At 39.0% G+C, this 20480-nt stretch carries 14 protein-coding genes; 12 read left to right on the top strand and 2 right to left on the bottom strand.

What is annotated here, in order from left to right; genetic code table 11:
• Positions 1-302: 302 nt before the first annotated feature.
• From QNI15_RS13975 to QNI15_RS13960, 4 genes are all read left to right on the top strand, one after another.
• Positions 303-800 (top strand): GNAT family N-acetyltransferase, encoded by a 498-nt coding sequence (locus tag QNI15_RS13975; RefSeq protein WP_313992697.1) that lies wholly within the window; start codon positions 303-305, stop codon positions 798-800.
• Positions 801-802: 2 nt separating this feature from the next.
• Positions 803-1294, top strand: a complete 492-nt coding sequence (locus tag QNI15_RS13970) for a MarR family winged helix-turn-helix transcriptional regulator (protein WP_313992695.1) — start codon at positions 803-805, stop codon at positions 1292-1294.
• A gap of 10 nt (positions 1295-1304) precedes the next feature.
• Positions 1305-2246, top strand: coding sequence for a ketopantoate reductase family protein (locus tag QNI15_RS13965; RefSeq protein ID WP_314032196.1), 942 nt, complete (start codon positions 1305-1307; stop codon positions 2244-2246).
• Positions 2247-2312: 66 nt separating this feature from the next.
• Positions 2313-3089 (top strand): MerR family transcriptional regulator, encoded by a 777-nt coding sequence (locus tag QNI15_RS13960; RefSeq protein WP_313992691.1) that lies wholly within the window; start codon positions 2313-2315, stop codon positions 3087-3089.
• 94 nt (positions 3090-3183) lie between these two features.
• Here the strand turns inward: QNI15_RS13960 and QNI15_RS13955 are convergent, their stop codons facing one another.
• Positions 3184-5109, bottom strand: coding sequence for an alpha-L-fucosidase (locus tag QNI15_RS13955; protein ID WP_313992689.1), 1926 nt, complete (start codon positions 5107-5109; stop codon positions 3184-3186).
• 586 nt (positions 5110-5695) lie between these two features.
• Between QNI15_RS13955 and QNI15_RS13950 the strand changes: the two genes are divergently transcribed.
• Together QNI15_RS13950 and QNI15_RS13945 are read left to right on the top strand one after the other, a co-directional pair.
• Positions 5696-6160 carry a lipocalin family protein gene (locus QNI15_RS13950; RefSeq protein ID WP_313992687.1) on the top strand — a complete coding sequence of 155 codons (465 nt, stop codon included), beginning with the start codon at positions 5696-5698 and terminating at the stop codon, positions 6158-6160.
• Positions 6161-6836: 676 nt separating this feature from the next.
• On the top strand, positions 6837-7301 hold the full coding sequence (locus QNI15_RS13945) for a hypothetical protein (RefSeq protein ID WP_313992686.1): 465 nt from the start codon (positions 6837-6839) through the stop codon (positions 7299-7301).
• Positions 7302-7405: 104 nt separating this feature from the next.
• Here QNI15_RS13945 and QNI15_RS13940 read toward each other — a convergent pair whose 3' ends face one another.
• Positions 7406-9727 carry a glycoside hydrolase family 95 protein gene (locus tag QNI15_RS13940; RefSeq protein ID WP_314032195.1) on the bottom strand — a complete coding sequence of 774 codons (2322 nt, stop codon included), beginning with the start codon at positions 9725-9727 and terminating at the stop codon, positions 7406-7408.
• A gap of 764 nt (positions 9728-10491) precedes the next feature.
• Between QNI15_RS13940 and QNI15_RS13935 the strand changes: the two genes are divergently transcribed.
• The 6 genes from QNI15_RS13935 (at position 10492) to QNI15_RS13910 (ending at position 20421) form a co-directional block, all read left to right on the top strand.
• Positions 10492-14007, top strand: coding sequence for an MBG domain-containing protein (locus QNI15_RS13935; RefSeq protein ID WP_314032194.1), 3516 nt, complete (start codon positions 10492-10494; stop codon positions 14005-14007).
• Positions 14008-14042: 35 nt separating this feature from the next.
• Positions 14043-15425 carry an OmpA family protein gene (locus tag QNI15_RS13930; protein WP_314032192.1) on the top strand — a complete coding sequence of 461 codons (1383 nt, stop codon included), beginning with the start codon at positions 14043-14045 and terminating at the stop codon, positions 15423-15425.
• A 227-nt stretch (positions 15426-15652) separates the two neighbouring features.
• On the top strand, positions 15653-16270 hold the full coding sequence (locus tag QNI15_RS13925; protein ID WP_314032191.1) for a hypothetical protein: 618 nt from the start codon (positions 15653-15655) through the stop codon (positions 16268-16270).
• 369 nt (positions 16271-16639) lie between these two features.
• Positions 16640-17743: an alpha/beta hydrolase gene (locus tag QNI15_RS13920; protein ID WP_313992675.1), complete on the top strand. Its 1104-nt coding sequence runs from the start codon at positions 16640-16642 to the stop codon at positions 17741-17743.
• A 42-nt stretch (positions 17744-17785) separates the two neighbouring features.
• On the top strand, positions 17786-18262 hold the full coding sequence (locus QNI15_RS13915) for a (2Fe-2S)-binding protein (RefSeq protein ID WP_314032190.1): 477 nt from the start codon (positions 17786-17788) through the stop codon (positions 18260-18262).
• Positions 18259-20421, top strand: a complete 2163-nt coding sequence (locus tag QNI15_RS13910; RefSeq protein ID WP_313992670.1) for a xanthine dehydrogenase family protein molybdopterin-binding subunit — start codon at positions 18259-18261, stop codon at positions 20419-20421. The genes QNI15_RS13915 and QNI15_RS13910 overlap by 4 nt, the downstream gene beginning before the upstream one ends.
• Positions 20422-20480: the final 59 nt, after the last annotated feature.

Raw genomic sequence — 20480 nt, 5'->3', positions numbered from 1 at the left:
ACCCATACTCTGAAATCATGAACCTTCAGAGTATGGGTAACTGGTATTATTGCTTCAGTAACTTTTTGTATATCCGGAAAACAAAAATGGCAGAACGCCAAATGCAAAAATGGGTTTTGAGGTTTAAATACCGAAAAAACTAAAAAAGCCTTCAACATAGTTATCCCTAGTATCCTTCCCAGAGATATTCACACCTTCATATCCATCCTATAGACCGTTTTCCGAAAGTTTCACAAAAATATTTCTAACTACGTATACACATACGTAGGAAACTACATATATTTATATAAAAACAAAGGTCTATGAACAAGTTCATCATCAAACCATTACAAAACGAGCATTGCAGACAAATTCAGGAATTGATTCTTCCTATACAGCAACTTGAGTTTAATGTCCCTGTCACACTGGAAGCACAATCTGACCTGTTTGATATTGAAACCCATTATCACCGCACAGGTGGCGGATTCTGGGGTGCATTTGATGAAACCGAACTAGTGGGTACAATTGCACTCATTGCCACAGGTCATCAGGCTGGAGCTATTCGAAAAATGTTTGTCAAAAAGGAATACAGAGGCAGAGAGTACGGTATAGCACAAAGCTTACTGGAAATTCTGTTTGTGTATAGCAAACAACACCAGATTGAGGATCTTTATCTTGGAACAGTAGACGTGCTAAGGGCTGCTCAACGATTTTATGAACGAAATGGATTTCAGCCATTACCTAAATCAGCACTTCCCTCCTATTTCCCGGTTATGCCTGTTGATACCCTATTCTATCACATGCATTTAAATCATGATTGACTATGAGCACCATAGATGAAGCAGGCTTATTAGCCATTGCCAGCAGACTACAACGACTCAGCGAACTCATTCGTAAAGATGGACAACAGATATACAAAGCCCATCAGATTGACTTTGAACCTAAGTGGTTTCCTGTTATTTATGCCTTACATAGCCGAACAATCCTAAGTGTAGTTGAGATTGCAGCAGAAATCGGCTATACTCATCCATCCACAATCAGTTTGTTAAAAGAACTGGAAAAGCAGAAACTCATACAATCCAAACGGGACAAAACAGATGAGCGAAAACGATTGATACAGTTGAGCAATAAGGGCAAGCAACTGGTGGAACAGATGAAACCCGTCTGGTCAATAATGACGGCAGCTATTGCAGATCTTACCGACACTCAGCACAATCTAATGCAGGCAATTATAGAAGTAGAAGTACAATTAAAGAAGAAAAGCTTTTCTCAGAGAGCTCAGGAGATAACTGAAAAAAGGAAAACAAGTACCTAAACAGATAAAGATGAATCAGACTATCTATATCATTGGTGCAGGGGCAATTGGAAAAGCCCTTGCTGTATTTCTGAAAAAACAAGGAAAGACAGTCATTCTGCTACGGGGAAGTATGGATACAGGCTCCCAGTCAACAGAAACTATTCAGGTAACTTTGAGTGATCAAACAATTGTAGAAGCTTCCGTTGAAGTGGAAACTTTATCCAATCTATCTGAACTGAAAGGTATTATTGTTCTGACAAACAAATCGTATGGAAATACGCAACTGGTACAAAAACTCAAAGGAAAAACAGGTAACTCACCCATTGTCATTCTCCAGAATGGATTAGGTGTAGAAAATCCCTTTGAGGCCAATGGCTTTCCGGACATCTACCGTTGTGTGCTTTTTGCTACAAGCCAGGTAACTTCTGACTGGCAAGTTCGCTTCAAGCCTGTTACGGTCTCTCCTATTGGTATCATTCGGCATACAGACAGTGCTTTACCATCTATAGTAGATCAACTGACTACTACTTATTTTCCTTTCAGAGTCGAAGCCAATATTCAGCCTATTATCTGGAAAAAAGCAATAATTAACAGCGTATTCAACTCTGTTTGTCCACTGCTGGATACTGATAATGGTATTTTTCACCGGAATGAAAAGGCCTTGGCAATAGCCCAGCGAGTTATTAGGGAATGTCTGGCGATTGCCAATGGAAAAGGAATAGATCTGCCATACAATGAGGTTGAAGAGGGCCTTCTTCAGATCAGTCGGTTTTCAGATGGACAACTTATTTCTACTCTTCAGGATATTAAAAATAACCGACCAACGGAGATAGATACCCTGAACTTTGAGATTGTTCGAATCGCCCAAGCGTTGAATAAAGAATCATTCGTAAGAGAAACCAAACTTCTGGGTGAACTCACTTTACTAAAGTCAGAGATAAGTCTGCTAGACCTTCCTCAAAAAAAGTAAAAAAACACTTGACTCTTACCTTACGTCATACTGTATGTTTGTATCTGTCAATAAATCAGGTGGCAAATGAGTCGATATTCGGTTACTAAACTGGCAAAGCTGGCAGGTGTAAGTGTGCGCACACTACACCTGTATGATGAAATAGGATTACTCAAACCGTCAATCCGTACTGAGGCCAGGTACAGATTGTATGGGGAACAGGAATTACTACGCTTACAGCAGATACTCTTTTACAAAGAGCTGGATTTCTCTCTGCAGGAAATCTGCACTATCCTGGATGATCCTGATTTTGACCTGGTACAAGCGCTTGAAGGTCATAAATCATCTCTAGAGTTCAGACGTAACCGTCTTACTCAGTTACTCATGACGATTGATAAAACAATTGTAAAACTTAAAGATAAACAACAGATGATAACAGACGATGAGTTATACGCAGGCTTCGCCAAAGGACAGGCAGACGCCTACCGAAATGAAGCTATAAAAAAATGGGGTGCACAAGCTGTGGAACAGTCTGAAAAAACATTGCGTCAGATGAATAAAGCAGATTTTACACAATTAAAGGTAGAGAGCGAAGAAATCACCCAAACATTGGTGAGTATGCTCTATATGGACCCTGAAAGTGAATCAGTACAAAAACAGATTGCCAGACATTATACTATTATCCGTAAATTTTGGGGAACTGTAAATAAAGCTGATAAACAAGCAGAAGCCTATAGCGGGTTGGGAAAGTTGTATGTAACAGATGAACGCTATACAGTTATCAACGGGAAACCTAATCCCGAGTTTGCATTATTTCTGAGTAAAGCTATGAGTTACTTTGCTAAGACTCAACTAAAGGAATAATTTCCTACAATGAAGTGAGATAAAAACAATTGCCAGACCGATGATTCCTTTAGCAGGAAGACAGGATCTGGCAATTGTATAAGGGATAATTTAATTACTCAATAACTCCCAGCTCAGCAATTCCTACCGCTTCTTTTTGATTGAAGGAAGTAATCACATGCAATGGCTCAAATCGGAAATAACGGGCGCTAACTGGTTTCTCCAAATCAACACGCTGTGAAATAGGATTGGCCTTAATGTTTGAAAACTCTCCTGCTTTTTGTAAATCCCAGCGTTTTCCATCCTGACTGATATAGAAGTTATATTTATCTACATAACCATTGTCTCTTACTGGCAGATAAGTAAATGCTTTGATTTTCACTGTCTTCTTCATATCAACAACCAATCCTTGTGGCGATATTTTTTTCCACTCATCCATGCTCAGATTTACATTTGTCTGGTCATTGTTATCAATCGCAGCAGATAGTTTTACATCTGTAGTCCATCCCTTTTTATCAACCATTCCTTTTTGTGATTTCCCCACTGCCTCTGCAAGAGGTGCAGGCTCTTTAAATAAAGCTACATCACTCAAGCAAATACTTGCTGATGACTTTGTGATTCGGACACGTACCTTTTGTGTAGTCACAGGTTGAGTCAATCGAACCAAACGGCAATAGCCAATAGCAGATCCTTTACCAACCTCTTTCCATTGATTATTTTCCCAGATATCTACGGCCCAGTCATCAATGCGCTGTCCCAGTTTGATATTTTCCCGTAACCGGAAAACACTAAAGATAGAAGGAGCTTTCAAGGTAAGTGTTAACTCTCCGGTTGTTACTGTATCTTCTGTACCCCAGTATGTAAAAGGATCATTATCCAATACATTCTCTGGAGCATAGTCCTTGGTAGAACTTCTGACACTACTAGCAGTTATGGTTGCTCCATCGGCATAGTTAACAGCATACATCTCTTTGATAAGCTTACCAAAACCTGTCAGCGAAGCTTGATCTGTAGGATGTACCAATCCCTTAGGTGTTGGCGGAATATTTAACAACATAGTGGTTCCGTGACCAATAGACGCAAAATAATGGTTCAGGAGTTCATTGGAACTTTTAACCTTATCATCTTCACTGGTATGATAAAACCAACCCGGACGAATAGAGAAGTTTGTTTCGGCTGGTATCCAGTAACGGCCATTGCGGGTACCATTTAGTGATTTCCAGTATTGTACCTGTCCGGGAGCTGGCTCAGAAGAATCTTTATCACTCTCAGGAGTAAAGGTTTCCCAGCATGGATCTCCAGAGAAGCCTGTTTCTGTACCTACCCACCGAACATCCGGACCGATGTCACTCATGATAACAGCCTGTGGTTGCAACTGTTTCTCTATACCCCATGTTTCTGTCCACTTATAATAGGTTGAACGGTCAATTTTAATTGTTTTGCGAGACCCTCCATAATACCCGTCACCACCATTCGCACCATCATGCCAGATTTCAAAAACAGGGCCATACTGTGTCAACAATTCATTCATTTGAGCACGATAAATCTCCAGATATTCAGGTTCACCATATTTGGCATTGTTTCTATCCCAGGGAGAAAGATATACCCCAAATCGTATTCCGCCTCTTTTACAAGCTTCCGAAAACTCTTTCACCAGATCTCCCTTTCCATCTTTCCACTTGCTTTTACTGATATTGTGTGTGGTAGTTTTGGTAGGCCATAGACAAAAGCCATCGTGGTGCTTACACGTTAGGATCAAGCCTGTCAGTCCTGCAGATTTTGCAGCAGCGACAATACTGTCAGCATTAAATTCAGCTGGATTAAATAACGCAGGATCTTCATCACCATACCCCCATTCTTTATTGGTAAAGGTATTGATTGTGAAATGGACAAAGGCATACATATCCATTTGCTGCCATTCAACCTGTTGTTGAGAAGGTAATGCGCCATACCCGGAAGGTGGACTCTGTTGCTCTTTTGGAGTACACCCACAGTAAATAAAGATAAAGGCAAAAATGTACAAAAAAGAGAGTATTCTCATAAATAGAAATTTTATAGGCAGTAGCTATCACCGGCATCTATAGTTTTAGTAGCTATGCTTGCAGTAAATAAATAGTATTCTGGAAATCCGGTCTGCAAGCAAAAATACATCTGATTTGGAGAAAATCGTATATAAGAAAAAAAACAACACCCATCAGGATAGCTAACATCAGAAAAACAAAACTTATGAGTAGCGTAAAAACAAAAGAAGCCATACTTTTTACATCTAAAAAACAGAGTTAAATGTAATTTTGCTACAACTCATATTAAGCTTCTCTCTAAAAATTACATTTAACATTCGTTTACAGATAACCTTTAATAATAAGTTCCTCGAAAATTCCAGACTCCTGTGTATATCAATAGACGTTAAAAACATCTAAAAAATTCAAAGTACAGATGAAACTAAACAAAAAAGAGAAAAAAACACAGCTTACAGAAATATTCTCAGCAATTTAAAATAACAGAAAAACACTATATATCCGCAAAAATGTTACCTAAGTAATCCTGGTAGCGTTCCATACTTTTCTGAATTATATAAAATTCTCAGTTTTGCAACACTTAACTCAATTAATCAATTACTTTATTTTATGCAAAAGCACAATTACAATTTCTTGCTCTTAATGGTACTGGTAGCGTTTTCAATTGTTTTTACAGGTTGTAAAAAAGATGATGAGCCTAGTGTATCTACAAAAGCACAACTTACTACTGGTACATGGAAAGTAGTAAATTACCAGTATGTTACTTCTATCAATGGAGTTGAAGCAGATAAAGAAACAGAAACTCCTGAAGGAACTGAAACTTACGAATTCAAAAGTGATGGAACAGTGACAATGGTTTCAACTGATTCGGATGGAAATAAAGATACAGAAACGGCCAAATGGGAGTTATCAAATGGAGACAAAACATTGACTGTTACATTTTCTGATGATGAAAAACAAGTTGTTATAATAAAAGAAATTTCATCTAACAAGTTAGTAGTAACTGGATCAGAGTCATCTTCTTCCAATGGCATAACTTATAAATTCGAATACACAACAACATTTTCAAAATAACAATTAGTATAGGAACAGGAAGATATATATATATCTTCCTGCTTTCATTAGATAGTTTTAAAAACGTAACTAAATAATTCGGTTGCATTCAACAATAAACGATTTAGACCTCAGATGAGAATAGTAGTATAGCAGCTTTATCTCTTAGCTTTTTGTCTCTAACACACCTCCCCATCCCTCTTAAAATTCAAATCTACGAGTAGATTTTTTTAATTAATTTTGAAAAGATTCCCACTCGTTTCTTTACTTATCCCAGCCTACATTTACTGTATAGTATTCAATCATTCTACACAAAAAGAATATCTTCAGGGAACAAATTCTACTTATAATTCAAATTAAAAATAAACAACCTCTTCTTTAAATAAAAACAATCGAAAAAAAATATTTTGAATCCTTACAAATATGTTTTGAGCCTAAATTCTCCTCAATGCTCTAATTCTTTGAATTACAATCGCATTATACAACATCTAAAAAGTACACCTTACAAATAGAAAACACACAAAAAACTGACATAAACCCTAATATAGGCATCATTAAAAATATAATATAACACACGAACCACATATACTTCCATAAATATTACTTAAGTAATCCTGGTAGCATTCCATACTTTTCTGAATTATATAAAATTCTCAGTTTTGCAACACTTAACTCAATTAATCAATTACTTTATTTTATGCAAAAGCACAATTACAATTTCTTGCTCTTAATGGTACTGGTAGCGTTTTCAATTGTTTTTACAGGTTGTAAAAAAGATGATGAGCCTAGTGTATCTACAAAAGCACAACTTACTACTGGAATATGGAAAACAGTTAGTCGTCAGTTTATCAATTCGGTGGATGGAAAAGAGGTGAGTAATGAAACAAAAACACCAGAAGGAACTCAAACCTGGGAATTTAAAAGTGATGGAACAGTGACAGTAATTACAACTGATTCAGAGGGAAATAAAGATACAGGAACGGCCAAATGGGAGTTATCAAATGGAGACAAAACATTGACTTTTATATACTCTGCAGATGATAAGGAAGTTGCGACCTTAAAAGAAATATCAGCTAGCAAAATGATATTAACTACCTTGATGACTGAATCATCCGATGGACAAACGGTTAAATATGAAACAATAGTAACATTTTCAAAATAAGTATTAGTTGAGACTGGACACTTTGTAAAAAATAGTCCAGTCTCTTCTTTGTAAAATCAAGTTATAATACCTTATTTTTACTTTCATTTTTCTATAACAACCAATCACCAGTTTATCTCCAACTTCTGACCTGGCTTTAGAGTAACTCTTCTGGCTTGTTTTTTAAAGAATAATGTCGTTGCACCACCTTTCCCAGAGAAAATGGTTACAGTTTGAGGTTGTTTATCTTTCCAGCTAATAGCTACTTCAAAACCTCCTCTAGCACAGATTCCTTCCACAGATCCAGCACTCCATGCATCAGGCAGAGCAGGTAAAAGGTGAATTTCATCTTTGGAGGACTGAAGCAACATTTCTGCAAAGGCAGCAGAACCTCCAAAATTCCCATCAATCTGAAATGGAGGATGTGCATCGAATAAATTAGGATAGGTACCTCCTTTATTGGAACTACGACTGCGTATGGCATCAGGCTCTACGTAATGTAGCAATTCTCGAATCATTCGATAGGCATGGTTTCCATCACCTAGGCGAGCCCAAAGATTAATACGCCACCCTTTTGACCATCCGGTTGTTTCATCTCCTTTGATTTCCAGACTTCGCTGACAAGCCTTAGCCAGTTCAGGAGTTAGAGAAGGACTGATATGATGACCGGGAAAAAGTCCAAACAGGTGGGATTGATGTCGATGTTTAGGGTCCTGATCTTCCCAATCGTAATACCACTCCTGTAGATTGCCTTTTTTACCAATCTGATAGGGATATAACTGAGACAATGCCTTCGATAAACTATTTCTAAACTCCTCATCCGAATGTAATTCCTCAGAGGCGGAAATCGTTTGCTGAAATAATTCGCGAATCATAGCCAGATCAGCTGTACCACCATAGAGTGTAGCCCCTGCATACCCATCCGGGGTAAGGTAAAGATTCTCCGGAGAGGTAGAAGGAGAAGTAATCAGCTTTCCATTTTTATCCGAAACCAGCCAGTCAAGACAAAACTGAGCAGCCCCCTTCATCAATGGATACGCCTCATTCTTAAGAAAATTCGTGTCCTTACCAAACTGATAATGTTCCCAGAGATGAGTAGCAATCCAGGTACCTCCCATATTCCAGTTAGCCCAACCCGGATCACCCTGTCCGTAATCTCCTACTGGATTAGTCATCGCCCAGATATCCGAATTATGTGCCAGACACCAACCTTTTACTCCATAGAACTGTTGAGCGGTGATTTTTCCTGTAACTGCCAGATTTTTAATAAAACCCATCAAAGGCTGATGCATTTCGGAGAGATTAGTATTTTCTGCCAGCCAGTAGTTTTCCTGTACATTGATATTGGTGGTATAGTTGCTGCTCCAAGGGGGCTGCATATAAGGATTCCATATACCCTGGAGGTTGGCCGGCACACCCGGTGTACGAGAACTACTGATAAGCAGATATCGGCCATACTGAAAATATAAAACCTCTAACTTTTTATCTTCTGTACCTGTATCATAGCGTTTCAATCGTTCATCTGTAGGTAATTCAGAAATAGTAGAACCTCCCAGATCCAGTGAAACGCGGTTAAAAAAACGTTGATAATCGGCAATATGGTCTTTTTGGATTTGGGCAAAGGACTTTTTCATTGCCTGATTAAGTTGCTGTAAAGCAACCTCATGATTGTTGAGGCCTTCTGTGGAAGGATTCTTATCAAAGCCATTAAAGCTTGTTGCGATAGAAACATAGATAACAACTTCTGTTGCATTTCGGACAACCAGTGTACTATCTGTGGTGGTAACTTTGCCTGAAGCAGTTTTCAAGCCTGCAAGTACCGAAAAACGGGTACCTCTGCCCTCTACAAATTGAATCGGATCTTTTAAATTCCGATAACCTGGCTCTGCCTTGATAGGAGCATATCCTTCTACCTGTAAGATCTGATTTTTACTTGTTGGCTTGTATTTAAGCAAGCTGCTGAACTGAATGTCGAAATTTATTTTTCCAGGCTGGCTGCTTTTTAGCTTTATAGCAAAGATTTTATCCGGATAAGACACCAAATACTCACGGGTAAACTTTGTCTGCCCTACATCATAGACAGTTTTGGCAACAGCAGTTTGTATGTCCAGTTGACGGGAATAGTTATGAAACTGGTTATCATGTTTCCAGTTTATGGTTAATGTGCCCAGAGGAGAAAAAGATTCGGAAAACTTACCCTGGACTTTCCGTTGCAGCTGATCTGAAAGCCTATAATCTTCATTTTGAAGCGCTTGCCGAATCTCTGCAATGTGTTTGTAAGCATCGGGGGTTTTATTTGGAGGAATGGGTTCTCCCGACCATAATGTAGCATCATTCAGGTAAATCTTATCAGTAGTTACACCACCAAAAACAGTAGCTCCTACCCTGCCATTTCCAAGTACCAGACTTTCTTCAAAATGCGCTGCCGGTTGTTTATACCAAAGCAAATGATCAGACTGTCCGAAGACATGAATTGAAAATAAAACATAAAGTAAGCAAAGTATGAATTTTCTACCTATGTGTGAGAACATTGTATAAGGAATTTATTTGAAAGTATCTATCATTAAGTGAAGCAAAAATGCTAAAGAGAAGAAATAGTAATGTAGTAACTGTAGAGTTTAGTGGCAACAGATAACTATATTTTGATACCTACCCATTCTAGTAAACGATATGTCAATATGATGTTAATTATTCAAAATAGTAAAAATAATATCATCTCTAAAAATTTCAATTGTATATCAGAGTGAGTTCAGAATTTTTAAATCAGTAATGGTTATTTACAATTATCCAACAAGTTGTAATATTAAGAAGAATATACTCAAAAGTCGTATTTAGATTCGTCATTATTGATATAATCAATCAATAATTCCACACAAGGTTTATATATTTTTCTTCATACCGAAACCTACCATTTATGAGCTTACTTCATTCTTATTTATTACATATTTTAAATAACTTATCCATAAAAAAGGCTTTTATACCCATTTATGAGTGATACCAGCAAAACTACTCATAGCCGGCAAAGACACATCTTTCATTTAGATTCAAATCAATACTGATTTTATATCAGAAGCACAATAGATTTTTACTCCTTTGTTCTCCTTAAATCTGTAAAAGTTATATCATAGGTATTTTTACGTTTTTTTTAGCTGAACAGTCAGATAATTTGCGACAAACTTTCCAGGTCTGATTAATGAGAAAAACTCTACTTATGTCTTTTAGCTACCCATCTGTTATCCAACGACTTATTCAATCTTTCTATTTACAGGGTCGATCTGTCTTATGGAGCTCGACACTTCGTATATGTTGTCTTCTTGCCTTTTTAAGCCTAACTACTGTGACATGGGCACAGACACCTGATGCCAATGGTATTTTGCATGTTAAAAAAGGTTCATCCGGTACTGGCGACAGTTGGAGCAATGCAATGGGTGAACTAGGGAATGCTATCCAGGCTGCCACCCTATTGAATGCAACTACAGCTGGAACTGTAAAACAAATCTGGGTATCAGGGGGAACCTATTACCCCATATATACCGCTGATGCTTCTGGTGACAATAGAGCCAAAACATTTAGCCTTCCAGCAGATGTAAAAATATATGGGGGCTTTGCAGGGACCGAAACCTCTGTAAGTAACCGTGATCTAACCAATATAGTAAATACCAGTATTCTAAGTGGAGATCTTGGCACAACCAATGATGCCTCTGACAATGCTTATCACGTTGTTCTTGGTGTTAGTACTATGGGTGATGCTGAATTAAATGGTTTTACTATCACAGGCGGAAATGCAAATAATGCTATAAGTCTTACTGTTTCCAATATAAATGTTTACTGTAATGGGGGAGGTGGTTTGTATCTGACAGATGTAGGTTCTCCCCTATTAGGTAACCTAATTATTACTAATAATAATGCATCCAATTTTGGTGGAGGTATTTTTTGCATTTTCAGTAGCTCTCCTATTTTGTCAAATGTCGTTATTGACAGCAACAGCAGCTCCAATGGTGGAGGTATGGCTAACTATTCAGACTCGTCTCCCTCATTGACATCTGTTACATTTACAAATAACACCGCAGATTCAGGCGGTGCTATCTATAACTTTTCAAATTCAACACTTGTCCTTACTAATGTTGGTTTCATTTCCAATAACGCTACCTCGTTTGGTGGGGCTATTTATGGTAGTGACAATGGAGGTGTTACTGCAAACAAGGTGGAGTTCAGAGGAAACTCTTCCGGAACAAATGGTGGTGGAATTTATGCTAGTGAAGGAACATGGTCTTTCAGAGATGTGCTATTTTCCGGAAATAATGCTACGGGTATAGGTGGAGCCATATATGAGATTGGAAGTAGTGTCTCTATGATCAACTCCACGATTGCTGGTAATAATGCTACCACAGCAGGAACTCTATTTGGAGATAATGCTTCTTCTTTGACTATTTATAATAGTGTTGTGTATGGCAATAGTTCTGGGGTTACTACTCTAGGTACTCTTACCAGTGAATATAGTTTAATTCAAGATATTACTGCTAATTCTGGTACACATATGCTGGATGGTGCTACTAATCCTCAATTTATCCTGGAGCCATCCTTTACTACAGCTCCTTTTGCAATAGGAAACTATCAGGTAAGTATTGGTAGCCCACTGGTAAACGCAGGAAAGAATGGTCTGTATTCCGGATTAAATGTGACCAGTAATGATCTTGCAGGCAATAGCCGGATTACCCATTTTGCAGATGGTAGCTTCATAGATATCGGAGCGTATGAAAATACAAGTTCTATTGCACAGACAATTAGTGCATCAAATAGTATCAAAACGTATGGAGATGTAGATTTTGAACCAGGTGCTACAGCCACTTCAGGACTAGTTGTCGACTATACTTCCAGTAACACCAGTATAGCACTCCCCTATCAGGATGCGACAGATGGAAACAAATGGAAAATAAGAATACTAGCTGCAGGAACTGTAACGATCACAGGTAGCCAACAGGGAAATAACACCTATGATGTAGCCCCGGAAGTGACATTTACACTAACCATTAATAAGGCTCCACTTACCGTTACTGCAAACAATGATACACGCACCTACAACGGTTCTGGTTATACGGGAGGCAATGGGGTGGCATTCAGTGGTTTTGTTAATGGGGATACAAGTACAGATCTTTCTGGTAGCCTTTTCTATACAGGTTCTTCACAAGGAGCTATTACGATAGGCAACTATGATATTACACCCAATGGCTATACGTCTTCTAATTACAACATTACTTATCAGAATGGGACTCTGGCTATCACAAAGGCAACAGTGACTATTGTCGCCAATTCGCAGAGCAAAGTATATGGCACATCTGATCCTACACTAACCTATATAGCTTCCGGATTTGTTGGTAGTGACAATAGCAGTATTCTTACAGGATCACTAAGCCGCGATGCTGGCGAAAATGCAGGAAGTTATACAATCAATCAAAATACGCTGAATGTAACTAATAATAATTATACTATTGCCTATACTTCCAACACCTTAACTATAACCAAAGCCATACTTCAGGTTGTAGCTGATGTTCAGACCAAAGTATATGGGGAAGTTGATCCTTTATTTACCTATATTCCCAGTGGATTTGTTGGTGGGGATGATGCTACGATTCTTACAGGTACATTGTCACGTGTAACAGGAGAAAACGTTGGCACATATACACTAACACAAGGCAACCTTTCCGCTGGAACTAACTATAGTATCTCACTCACAAATAATACATTAACTATTACACAGGCGTCTCTGCTAATTACAGCTGTTGAACAAAGCAAAGTATATGGAACTGCAGATCCGGCTCTCACCTATATAACTTCTGGATTTAAAAATGGGGACAACAACAGTGTACTCTCAGGTAGCCTTAACAGAGATCTAGGAGAAAATGCAGGTAGCTATGCAATCAATCAGAATACACTCAGTGCAGGAGCTAATTACATCATTACCTATACTGGAAATGTATTGACTATCACAAAAGCACCACAATTTATCAGCTGGCAACAAGATCTAACAGTAGGTTGTGATGGTTCAGCTGCTCCAATGCGGCTAACAGCCACTACAAACAGTGGATTACCTGTAAACTATATAGTAACTAATACCACTATTGCCACTAGCAATGGTGATATACTGACACCTGTACATGAAGGTTCTACTATAATTACTGCTACTCAGCCTGGTGATGCAAACCATTTTCCGGCAACGGCTATAGAAAATACCTTTACTTACCAATTATTTGGTCGGGTACGACAACACTGGAATGATGTAATCTTCTTTGATAATACAGGTGGAAACTATGTTTCATGGCAGTGGTATAAAAACGGGTCAGCAGTGTCGGGAGCAACAGAAGACTTCTATAGTGAAACATCTGCGCTGAATGGATCTTACTATGTGCTTGCCACCGATAAAAATGGAAATACAGTACAATCTTGTGCCCTAGTTTTAACAGGTAGCAGTACAGTAGCGAGTGGTATTAAAGTCTATCCAAACCCATCCAGGCCAGGAGAAACTGTTACCATTACCTGCAACTATACAGATGCAGCGTTACAGGGAGCCAAACTGACTATCACGAATCTTGTAGGGAATGTAGCTCAGCAGATAACCTCTATAAAACAGGAAAATCAGGTAACAATGCCTTTAGCAAGTGGCATTTACATCATTACACTGATACTGAATGATGGCCAGAAAGCAACTGTAAACGTGATAGTAAACTAAATCAGTAAAGTTCCTATTCTCTAAAAAGTAAAACGATGAAATATAAATATATAAAGATATCAGCCTGGTTATTTTTTCTGGCAAGCCCTTTTGCTGCCAGTGCACAGGAATTTGGAGTAGAATTAAATGGTGGGTGGCAAGGTTTGAAGTATACGTTGCCAAACAGTCAGGTCCGCTTACAGCCGGGGGGCTCATTAGGTGTAAATTATACTTTTCCGCTAGCAACAAAGTGGGGACTGCTAACAGGGATTTCAGGTAGTTATTACTCTACGAAAGTAACCTTACGAGAGGGTGCTGTATTTTCTTCCTATCAGGTGGATACTGAAGGATCTGCCTTTCAATACAATGTCAGTACAATAGGATACAAAGAGAATCAACGTTTCTGGGCTGTAGGTATACCTGTTATGTTACAATATCATACAGATGGAGAGAAAACGCAATGGTATATCGATGCAGGTACACGTATTATATTTCCATTTAATGTAACTATTAAAACAAAGTCTGCACAAATAACTACTACCGGATATTATCCGGATTTTAATGTAGAAGTTCACGATCTGCCACAACATGGATTTGGATCTGTAAATAACTGGCAAAGTGCAACCAAAACATCCCTGAAACCTACGGCCACACTGAGTGCTGCTACCGGACTTAGTTTCAGACTTTCTCCTGTATTGCGTTTGTATACTGGAATCTATGTGGATTATGGTCTTACCAATATGAGAAAAGGAGGACATAACCAGCCATTAGTTTCCTACGAATCAACCAACGTAAACGCGATAAAAACATTCAGTGTGTTGAGTACTGGGTATGCAAGCAATCCAAAACTAACAGGTTTTGGGATACAGGTTCGTTTGACCTTTGGTAAACGTAAATCCAAAGATGCAGATACAGAAGCCGATAAGCCACAAGCTGTGACTACAGATGTTCCGGCATCTGAACCAAAGAAGACGACACAAGAAGAAGTTAAAAGAGCTGAAACTACAGAACAACAAGTTGAAACAAGGCAGAATCAGCCCACCAGTACTACTTCAACTTCTCAAAAGACCATAACTAATAAAGAAAAGCAGGTTGTAGAAGAACCTATGGAATTTGACAAATTGGGTCAAACTGAGATTCCTGAAAGTATGAAATCTCATTTGGATAGTGTGGCAGCGATTCTGCTAGCCCATCCGGAACTACGCGTTTCTATTGTGGGACATACCTGTGATCTGGGTACAGAAGAAGTAAATCTTCGTGTAGGAAAAAAACGTGCTACCCTAGTAGCTAATTACCTTGCACAAAAAGGTGTTGGCAGAAACAGAATGGATGTCGATTCTGCAGGAGAAAGTCAGCCATTAGTTCCTAACACGTCTGATCAAAACAGAAGAAAAAACAGACGTGTAGAAATCGAGATAGAGTCTCCAGAGACCAAATAAGTACGATAGCAAAATAACCAGATCTCTGTTAACTCTTATTTAGTAGTCCAGGTTTAAATAACCTTTGTCAATTCGTAAAACAAAGCCTTAGTCCAATATACTATTAAACTAAGGCTTTGTTTTTACATCTCTATCTGAGTTGGCTATCTATTGAAAAAAATTCCAACCTCTGATTACCTACATTTCAACTTCTATTCCGTACTTGCAAAACTTAACCTGTTTTGCCAATGAAACTCTGTCTGTATTTAGCAACATTTATCTCCGTCCTATTCGTTTTTAGTAGTTGTAATCAATCTGAACACTCTGAAGAACACCAATCTGTAAATCAGTCAACAGCTACTGCTACAGATAGTATTGAGTTAACAGCCCTTATCAGAAAGACCTATGAGTGGTATGAAAAAGAAGGTATCGCTGAAGATTTCACTCCTATGACGAAGACCACATCTGACTCGATTTATTCCGGTATCGACTGGAATGCACAGAACAAACGAATAAAAACACTGGAGCAAACAGGATTCTTTTCAAACGATTTCCTAAAAAACTACCAGAATATAGCCTCACGTATAGACCAGGATCTGAAACAAGGAAAAGTAGAATGGCTTAAAGACGATATGTCTCCTTATTCAACAGATGTAAATGCCTGGTGCAATTGTCAGGATAATCCAGATGAGTACTGGAAGAAATTGGTTATTACTAACCTAAAACATTCTTCTGATCAGGTATCATTTCAATGGACCTGGGGAAATGATTTCTATTACAAGGTACAAGCTAAGAAAGAAAATACGGTCTGGAAGATATCCTATCTGGAAGGTTTGGATTTTGACCACTATATTGGCACAAACTAAGTCGACCTCCCTAATTCAAAAATATCTACTACCAAACATCACCATTTACTCCTGCTTATCAGTATTTCTGATATAGTGAGTATAGCAGAGGTTTACTTCTACTATACTCACTTTGCAGGATTCATTATCTAATGCTCTAATTCCTGTGGCTTTCAAATTATCATAAAGCTGGTAATCCCAATTTCTACTAATCAATAAAATACAGTCTTTGGTATACCCACACACGTAAGTGGTCAATCCTCTATTTTTCGGATTATTTTCCTTTGTACTTTCAATTCAGCACCAGCATATAGTAAATCAGGTTTGATTATACCCTGAATAATCAGTATTGCCGCATCAAAGATTTTTTCCAATCTAATCCTCCATATCATGGCACATCTGAAATTTTTATGTTTGTTATTAGTCTTTACAGATTTGATTAGCAGTGGGCTTGCCCAATCAAAAGCTAAAACCACCTCTTTGCAGATTCCAGAAGTGAAACAAGGAAATCTGATAACCGAAAAACTTCCATCTGTGATTCTTCTCGAAAACCGAATTGGGCTAGATCCAAACCGGACTATCAAGGTATATCTACCCCCTGGTTATGCTTCATCCAAAAAATCGTATCCAGTAATTTATTACTTCCATAATATCTTCTGGAGTGTTGAAAAGATGTTTGAGAATGGTAATGTGGTTAAATTACTTGATCGTGGCATAACCAGTGGAATGATTCAGGACTTTATTTTTGTAGCTGCTGACTTTAGTACACCCACCACCGGAAGTATTTATGAAAACTCCCCTATTTCCGGCCGTTGGCTGGATTTTATAACCAAAGAACTGGTTCCCTTTATTGACAAACGGTTCAGAACGCTTCCACATCGGAATAGCCGGGGCTTAGCAGGAGATTTTATGGGCGGTCGGGGCGCACTAAAACTGGCAATGGTACATGCAGATCTTTTCAGCGTGGTATATGCATTACATCCAGTTGCAACCGGATCAGGACAGATTCCGTGGTCTTATGTACAGGTGGACTGGAAAAAGTTATATCAGTGTAAAACAGTCGATGAGCTTGGTGGTGATGGTCGTTCAAAACTCTTTATAACCATTAGCCAGGCATTTTTGCCCAATCCTAATCGTCCCCCCTTTTATTGTGATTACTTTATGGAAGCAGAAAAAGGTGAACCCAAACTACATACAGCAAACACAAAGAAAACAAAAGATGGCTTTTTACTGGATGCTACCCTTGAGGAATCTGCATCTAACCTGCGTTCAATGCGAGGTATTGCGTTTGACTGGGGGCGATTCGATCCTACTCAGGCACATGTATACTCCAACCAGGACTTCAGCAGAAAGCTGGAAGATCTGGGCATAGAACACGAAGCAGAAGAATATCGGGGTGATCCCTGGGACAAAACCTGGACAGAAAACGGTCGCTTTTATTCGCGCCTCTTACCATTTTTTGAGCGTCATCTTGTGTTTGAACCTGCTAATTAAACTATATCCAACTTTCAGAAATTCTTTTTATAACTATCTACTATGCCTTCTTACACACTTTTGATTAATCAAAAAAGTTATACAGTTGAGGCTGAGGAAGCAATGCCACTTCTATGGGTAATTCGAGATCTAGTAGGTTTGACTGGAACAAAGTTTGGGTGTGGTATAGCACAATGCGGAGCCTGTACAGTCCATTTGAATGGAACTCCTGTTCGAGCTTGTTCCATTCCGGTATCGGCAGTAGCAAATCAGCCAGTAACTACTATTGAAGGCTTATCTTTTGATAATTCCCATCCTGTACAACAAGCATGGATTGAAGAGCAAGTTCCTCAGTGTGGTTATTGCCAAAGTGGCCAAATCATGACAGCAGCAGCATTTCTCAAAGACAACCCTAATCCTACAGATCAGGACATCAATCTGGCTATGCAGGGGCACATTTGTAGGTGTGGTACTTATACACGCATACGCAAAGCTATCAAAAAAGCAGCTAGTCTTGCCAAAAAACTACCTACAGAATGAAAAATCAGAAAGAATCCCTTTCCCGTAGAGATTTTATCCGTTTATCAGGGTTCTCAACGCTTTCATTAACACTGGGCTACTACACTTCAGGCTGTGATCACACAGTAAAAGTGATAAACTCACAAACCGCCAGTTCAGTAGTTGAGTTGGTAGCCTGGATATCAATAGATACAAATGGGGTCATAAAGCTGATGAACCATCGGTCAGAGATGGGACAAGGTACTCAGCAAACTATTCCGCAAATCCTCGCAGAAGAACTGGAGGTAAGTATGGATCAGATCACTGTAGTATCAGCCTCAGCCAATCCTAAAAAGTATGGCCCTCAACCACAGGAAGGAAGCTTCTCGGTAAGAGGATGGTATCAACAACTATTACAGATGGGAGCTACAGCACGACAAATGCTTGTTATGGCTGCGGCAAAGAAATGGAATGTGCCAGTAACCGAATGTTCTGCTAAAAATGGATATGTATACCACCAGCCGACTAACCAAAAAGCAGGTTATGGTTCACTAGTAGAAGAAGCTGCAAAAATAAAACCTCCCTCCAATATAATTCTGAAAGAACGAAAAGACTATACCATTATTGGTAAACCTCTTTCCCGTAAAGATATTCCTTCTAAAGTCAATGGTACAGCAGTTTTTGGTTTGGATAAAAAGTTACCAGGCCTGCTCTATGCTGTCGTTGAACGCAATCCACGGTTTCGGGGGAAAGTAAAAAGTTTTGATGATACAGAGGCCCGAAAAATTTCAGGAGTAAAACATGTTTGCAAAGTACAACGGGCTGTTTTTGGTAGTTTATATGAAGGAGTAGCCGTAGTTGCCAATTCAATTTGGGCTGCTATGCAGGGACGCAAAGTACTGCGAGTAGAATGGGATGACACAGGTTTTGATCATGTAAGTACCACTCAAATGGATGAACAAATGCGTCACAATCTCAAAAAACCTGCTCCATCATCCCAGTTTGAAAAAGCAGTCAAACAAGCTTCCGATACATTGTCAGTAGAATATGAAACACCCTATCAGGCGCATAGTTGCATGGAGCCGCTCAACTGTACTGTACATGTACATGATAACCGGATAGATGTATGGGGCCCTTTGCAGGAAGCCAACTGGACACAGGCAGATCTTAGTCAGCGAATGAACATACCTATTGAAAATGTGACTGTTCACATGACGTTTCTGGGTGGTGGCTTTGGCCGAAAAGCATTTACAGATTATCCTCATGAAGCCGCTTTGTTATCAAAAGAGCTCAATGCACCTGTACAGGTAGTATGGACACGGGAAGACGATATGATAGCAGGACCGTTTCGTCCAGGCGCATTTTTCAGTTGTCGAGGGGGCTTGGATAAAAAAGGAAAAATTATGGCATTCCAAACCATTACTTCTACACAGTGGATTGGACAGGAATGGAGTGCAACACCTTATGCTGATCCGGAACCGGCAGAATACAACAAGGGAAGGATCGAAGGGTTGTTGCATCCTTATTATAAATCAATTCCACATTATAGCTTTGCAGGTGTAGGAAATCGGGTACCAATGCCTGTCATGTGGTGGCGTTCGGTAGATGCTTCTACGAATGGCTTTGCCTGCGAAAGCTTTATAGATGAACTGGCATACAAGGCTAAACAAGACCCGATGGATTTTCGGAGAAGTCATCTTCAGGAAACTCGTTACCAAAACTTTATAGATAAACTGGAAGCAGTCAGTGGTTGGAAATCTCGTAAGAATAAAGGTTGGGGAGTAGCCATTACAGAATGTTTTGGCAGTATAGCTGCCCATATTGTCATTGTGTCGCGAAATGCGGATAAAAAGCTACAAATTGATAAAGTAATCGCGTTAATGGATTGTGGATGGTATGTAAATCCGGATATCATTAAGGCACAGGTGGAAGGTGGTATTGTTATGGGTCTGGGAGCTGCTATATTTCATGCAATTCACTTTCAGTATGGAATGACTGTAGAGAAAAACTTTGATACCTATCTGATGCCTCGTATGCTCGATATTCCAGATATAGAAGTACATATCATGGAAAATAATGAGAAACCCGGGGGTGTTGGAGAACCAGGCCTTCCTCCATTAGCTCCCGCCCTATGCAATGCCATCTTTGATCTGACAGGCAAACGTATCCGCAAACTACCATTCACACTGGATGAAATATAGATACAAACAAAAACCCTGTGTTCAGTAAACACAGGGTTTCTATACACAAGTATGAGATC

Source organism: Xanthocytophaga flava, from assembly GCF_030068545.1.
Classification (GTDB): Bacteria; Bacteroidota; Bacteroidia; order Cytophagales; family 172606-1; genus Xanthocytophaga; species Xanthocytophaga flava.
The sequence above is the reverse complement of the archived record's forward strand: the minus strand, read 5'-3'. Positions and strand labels throughout refer to the sequence as shown.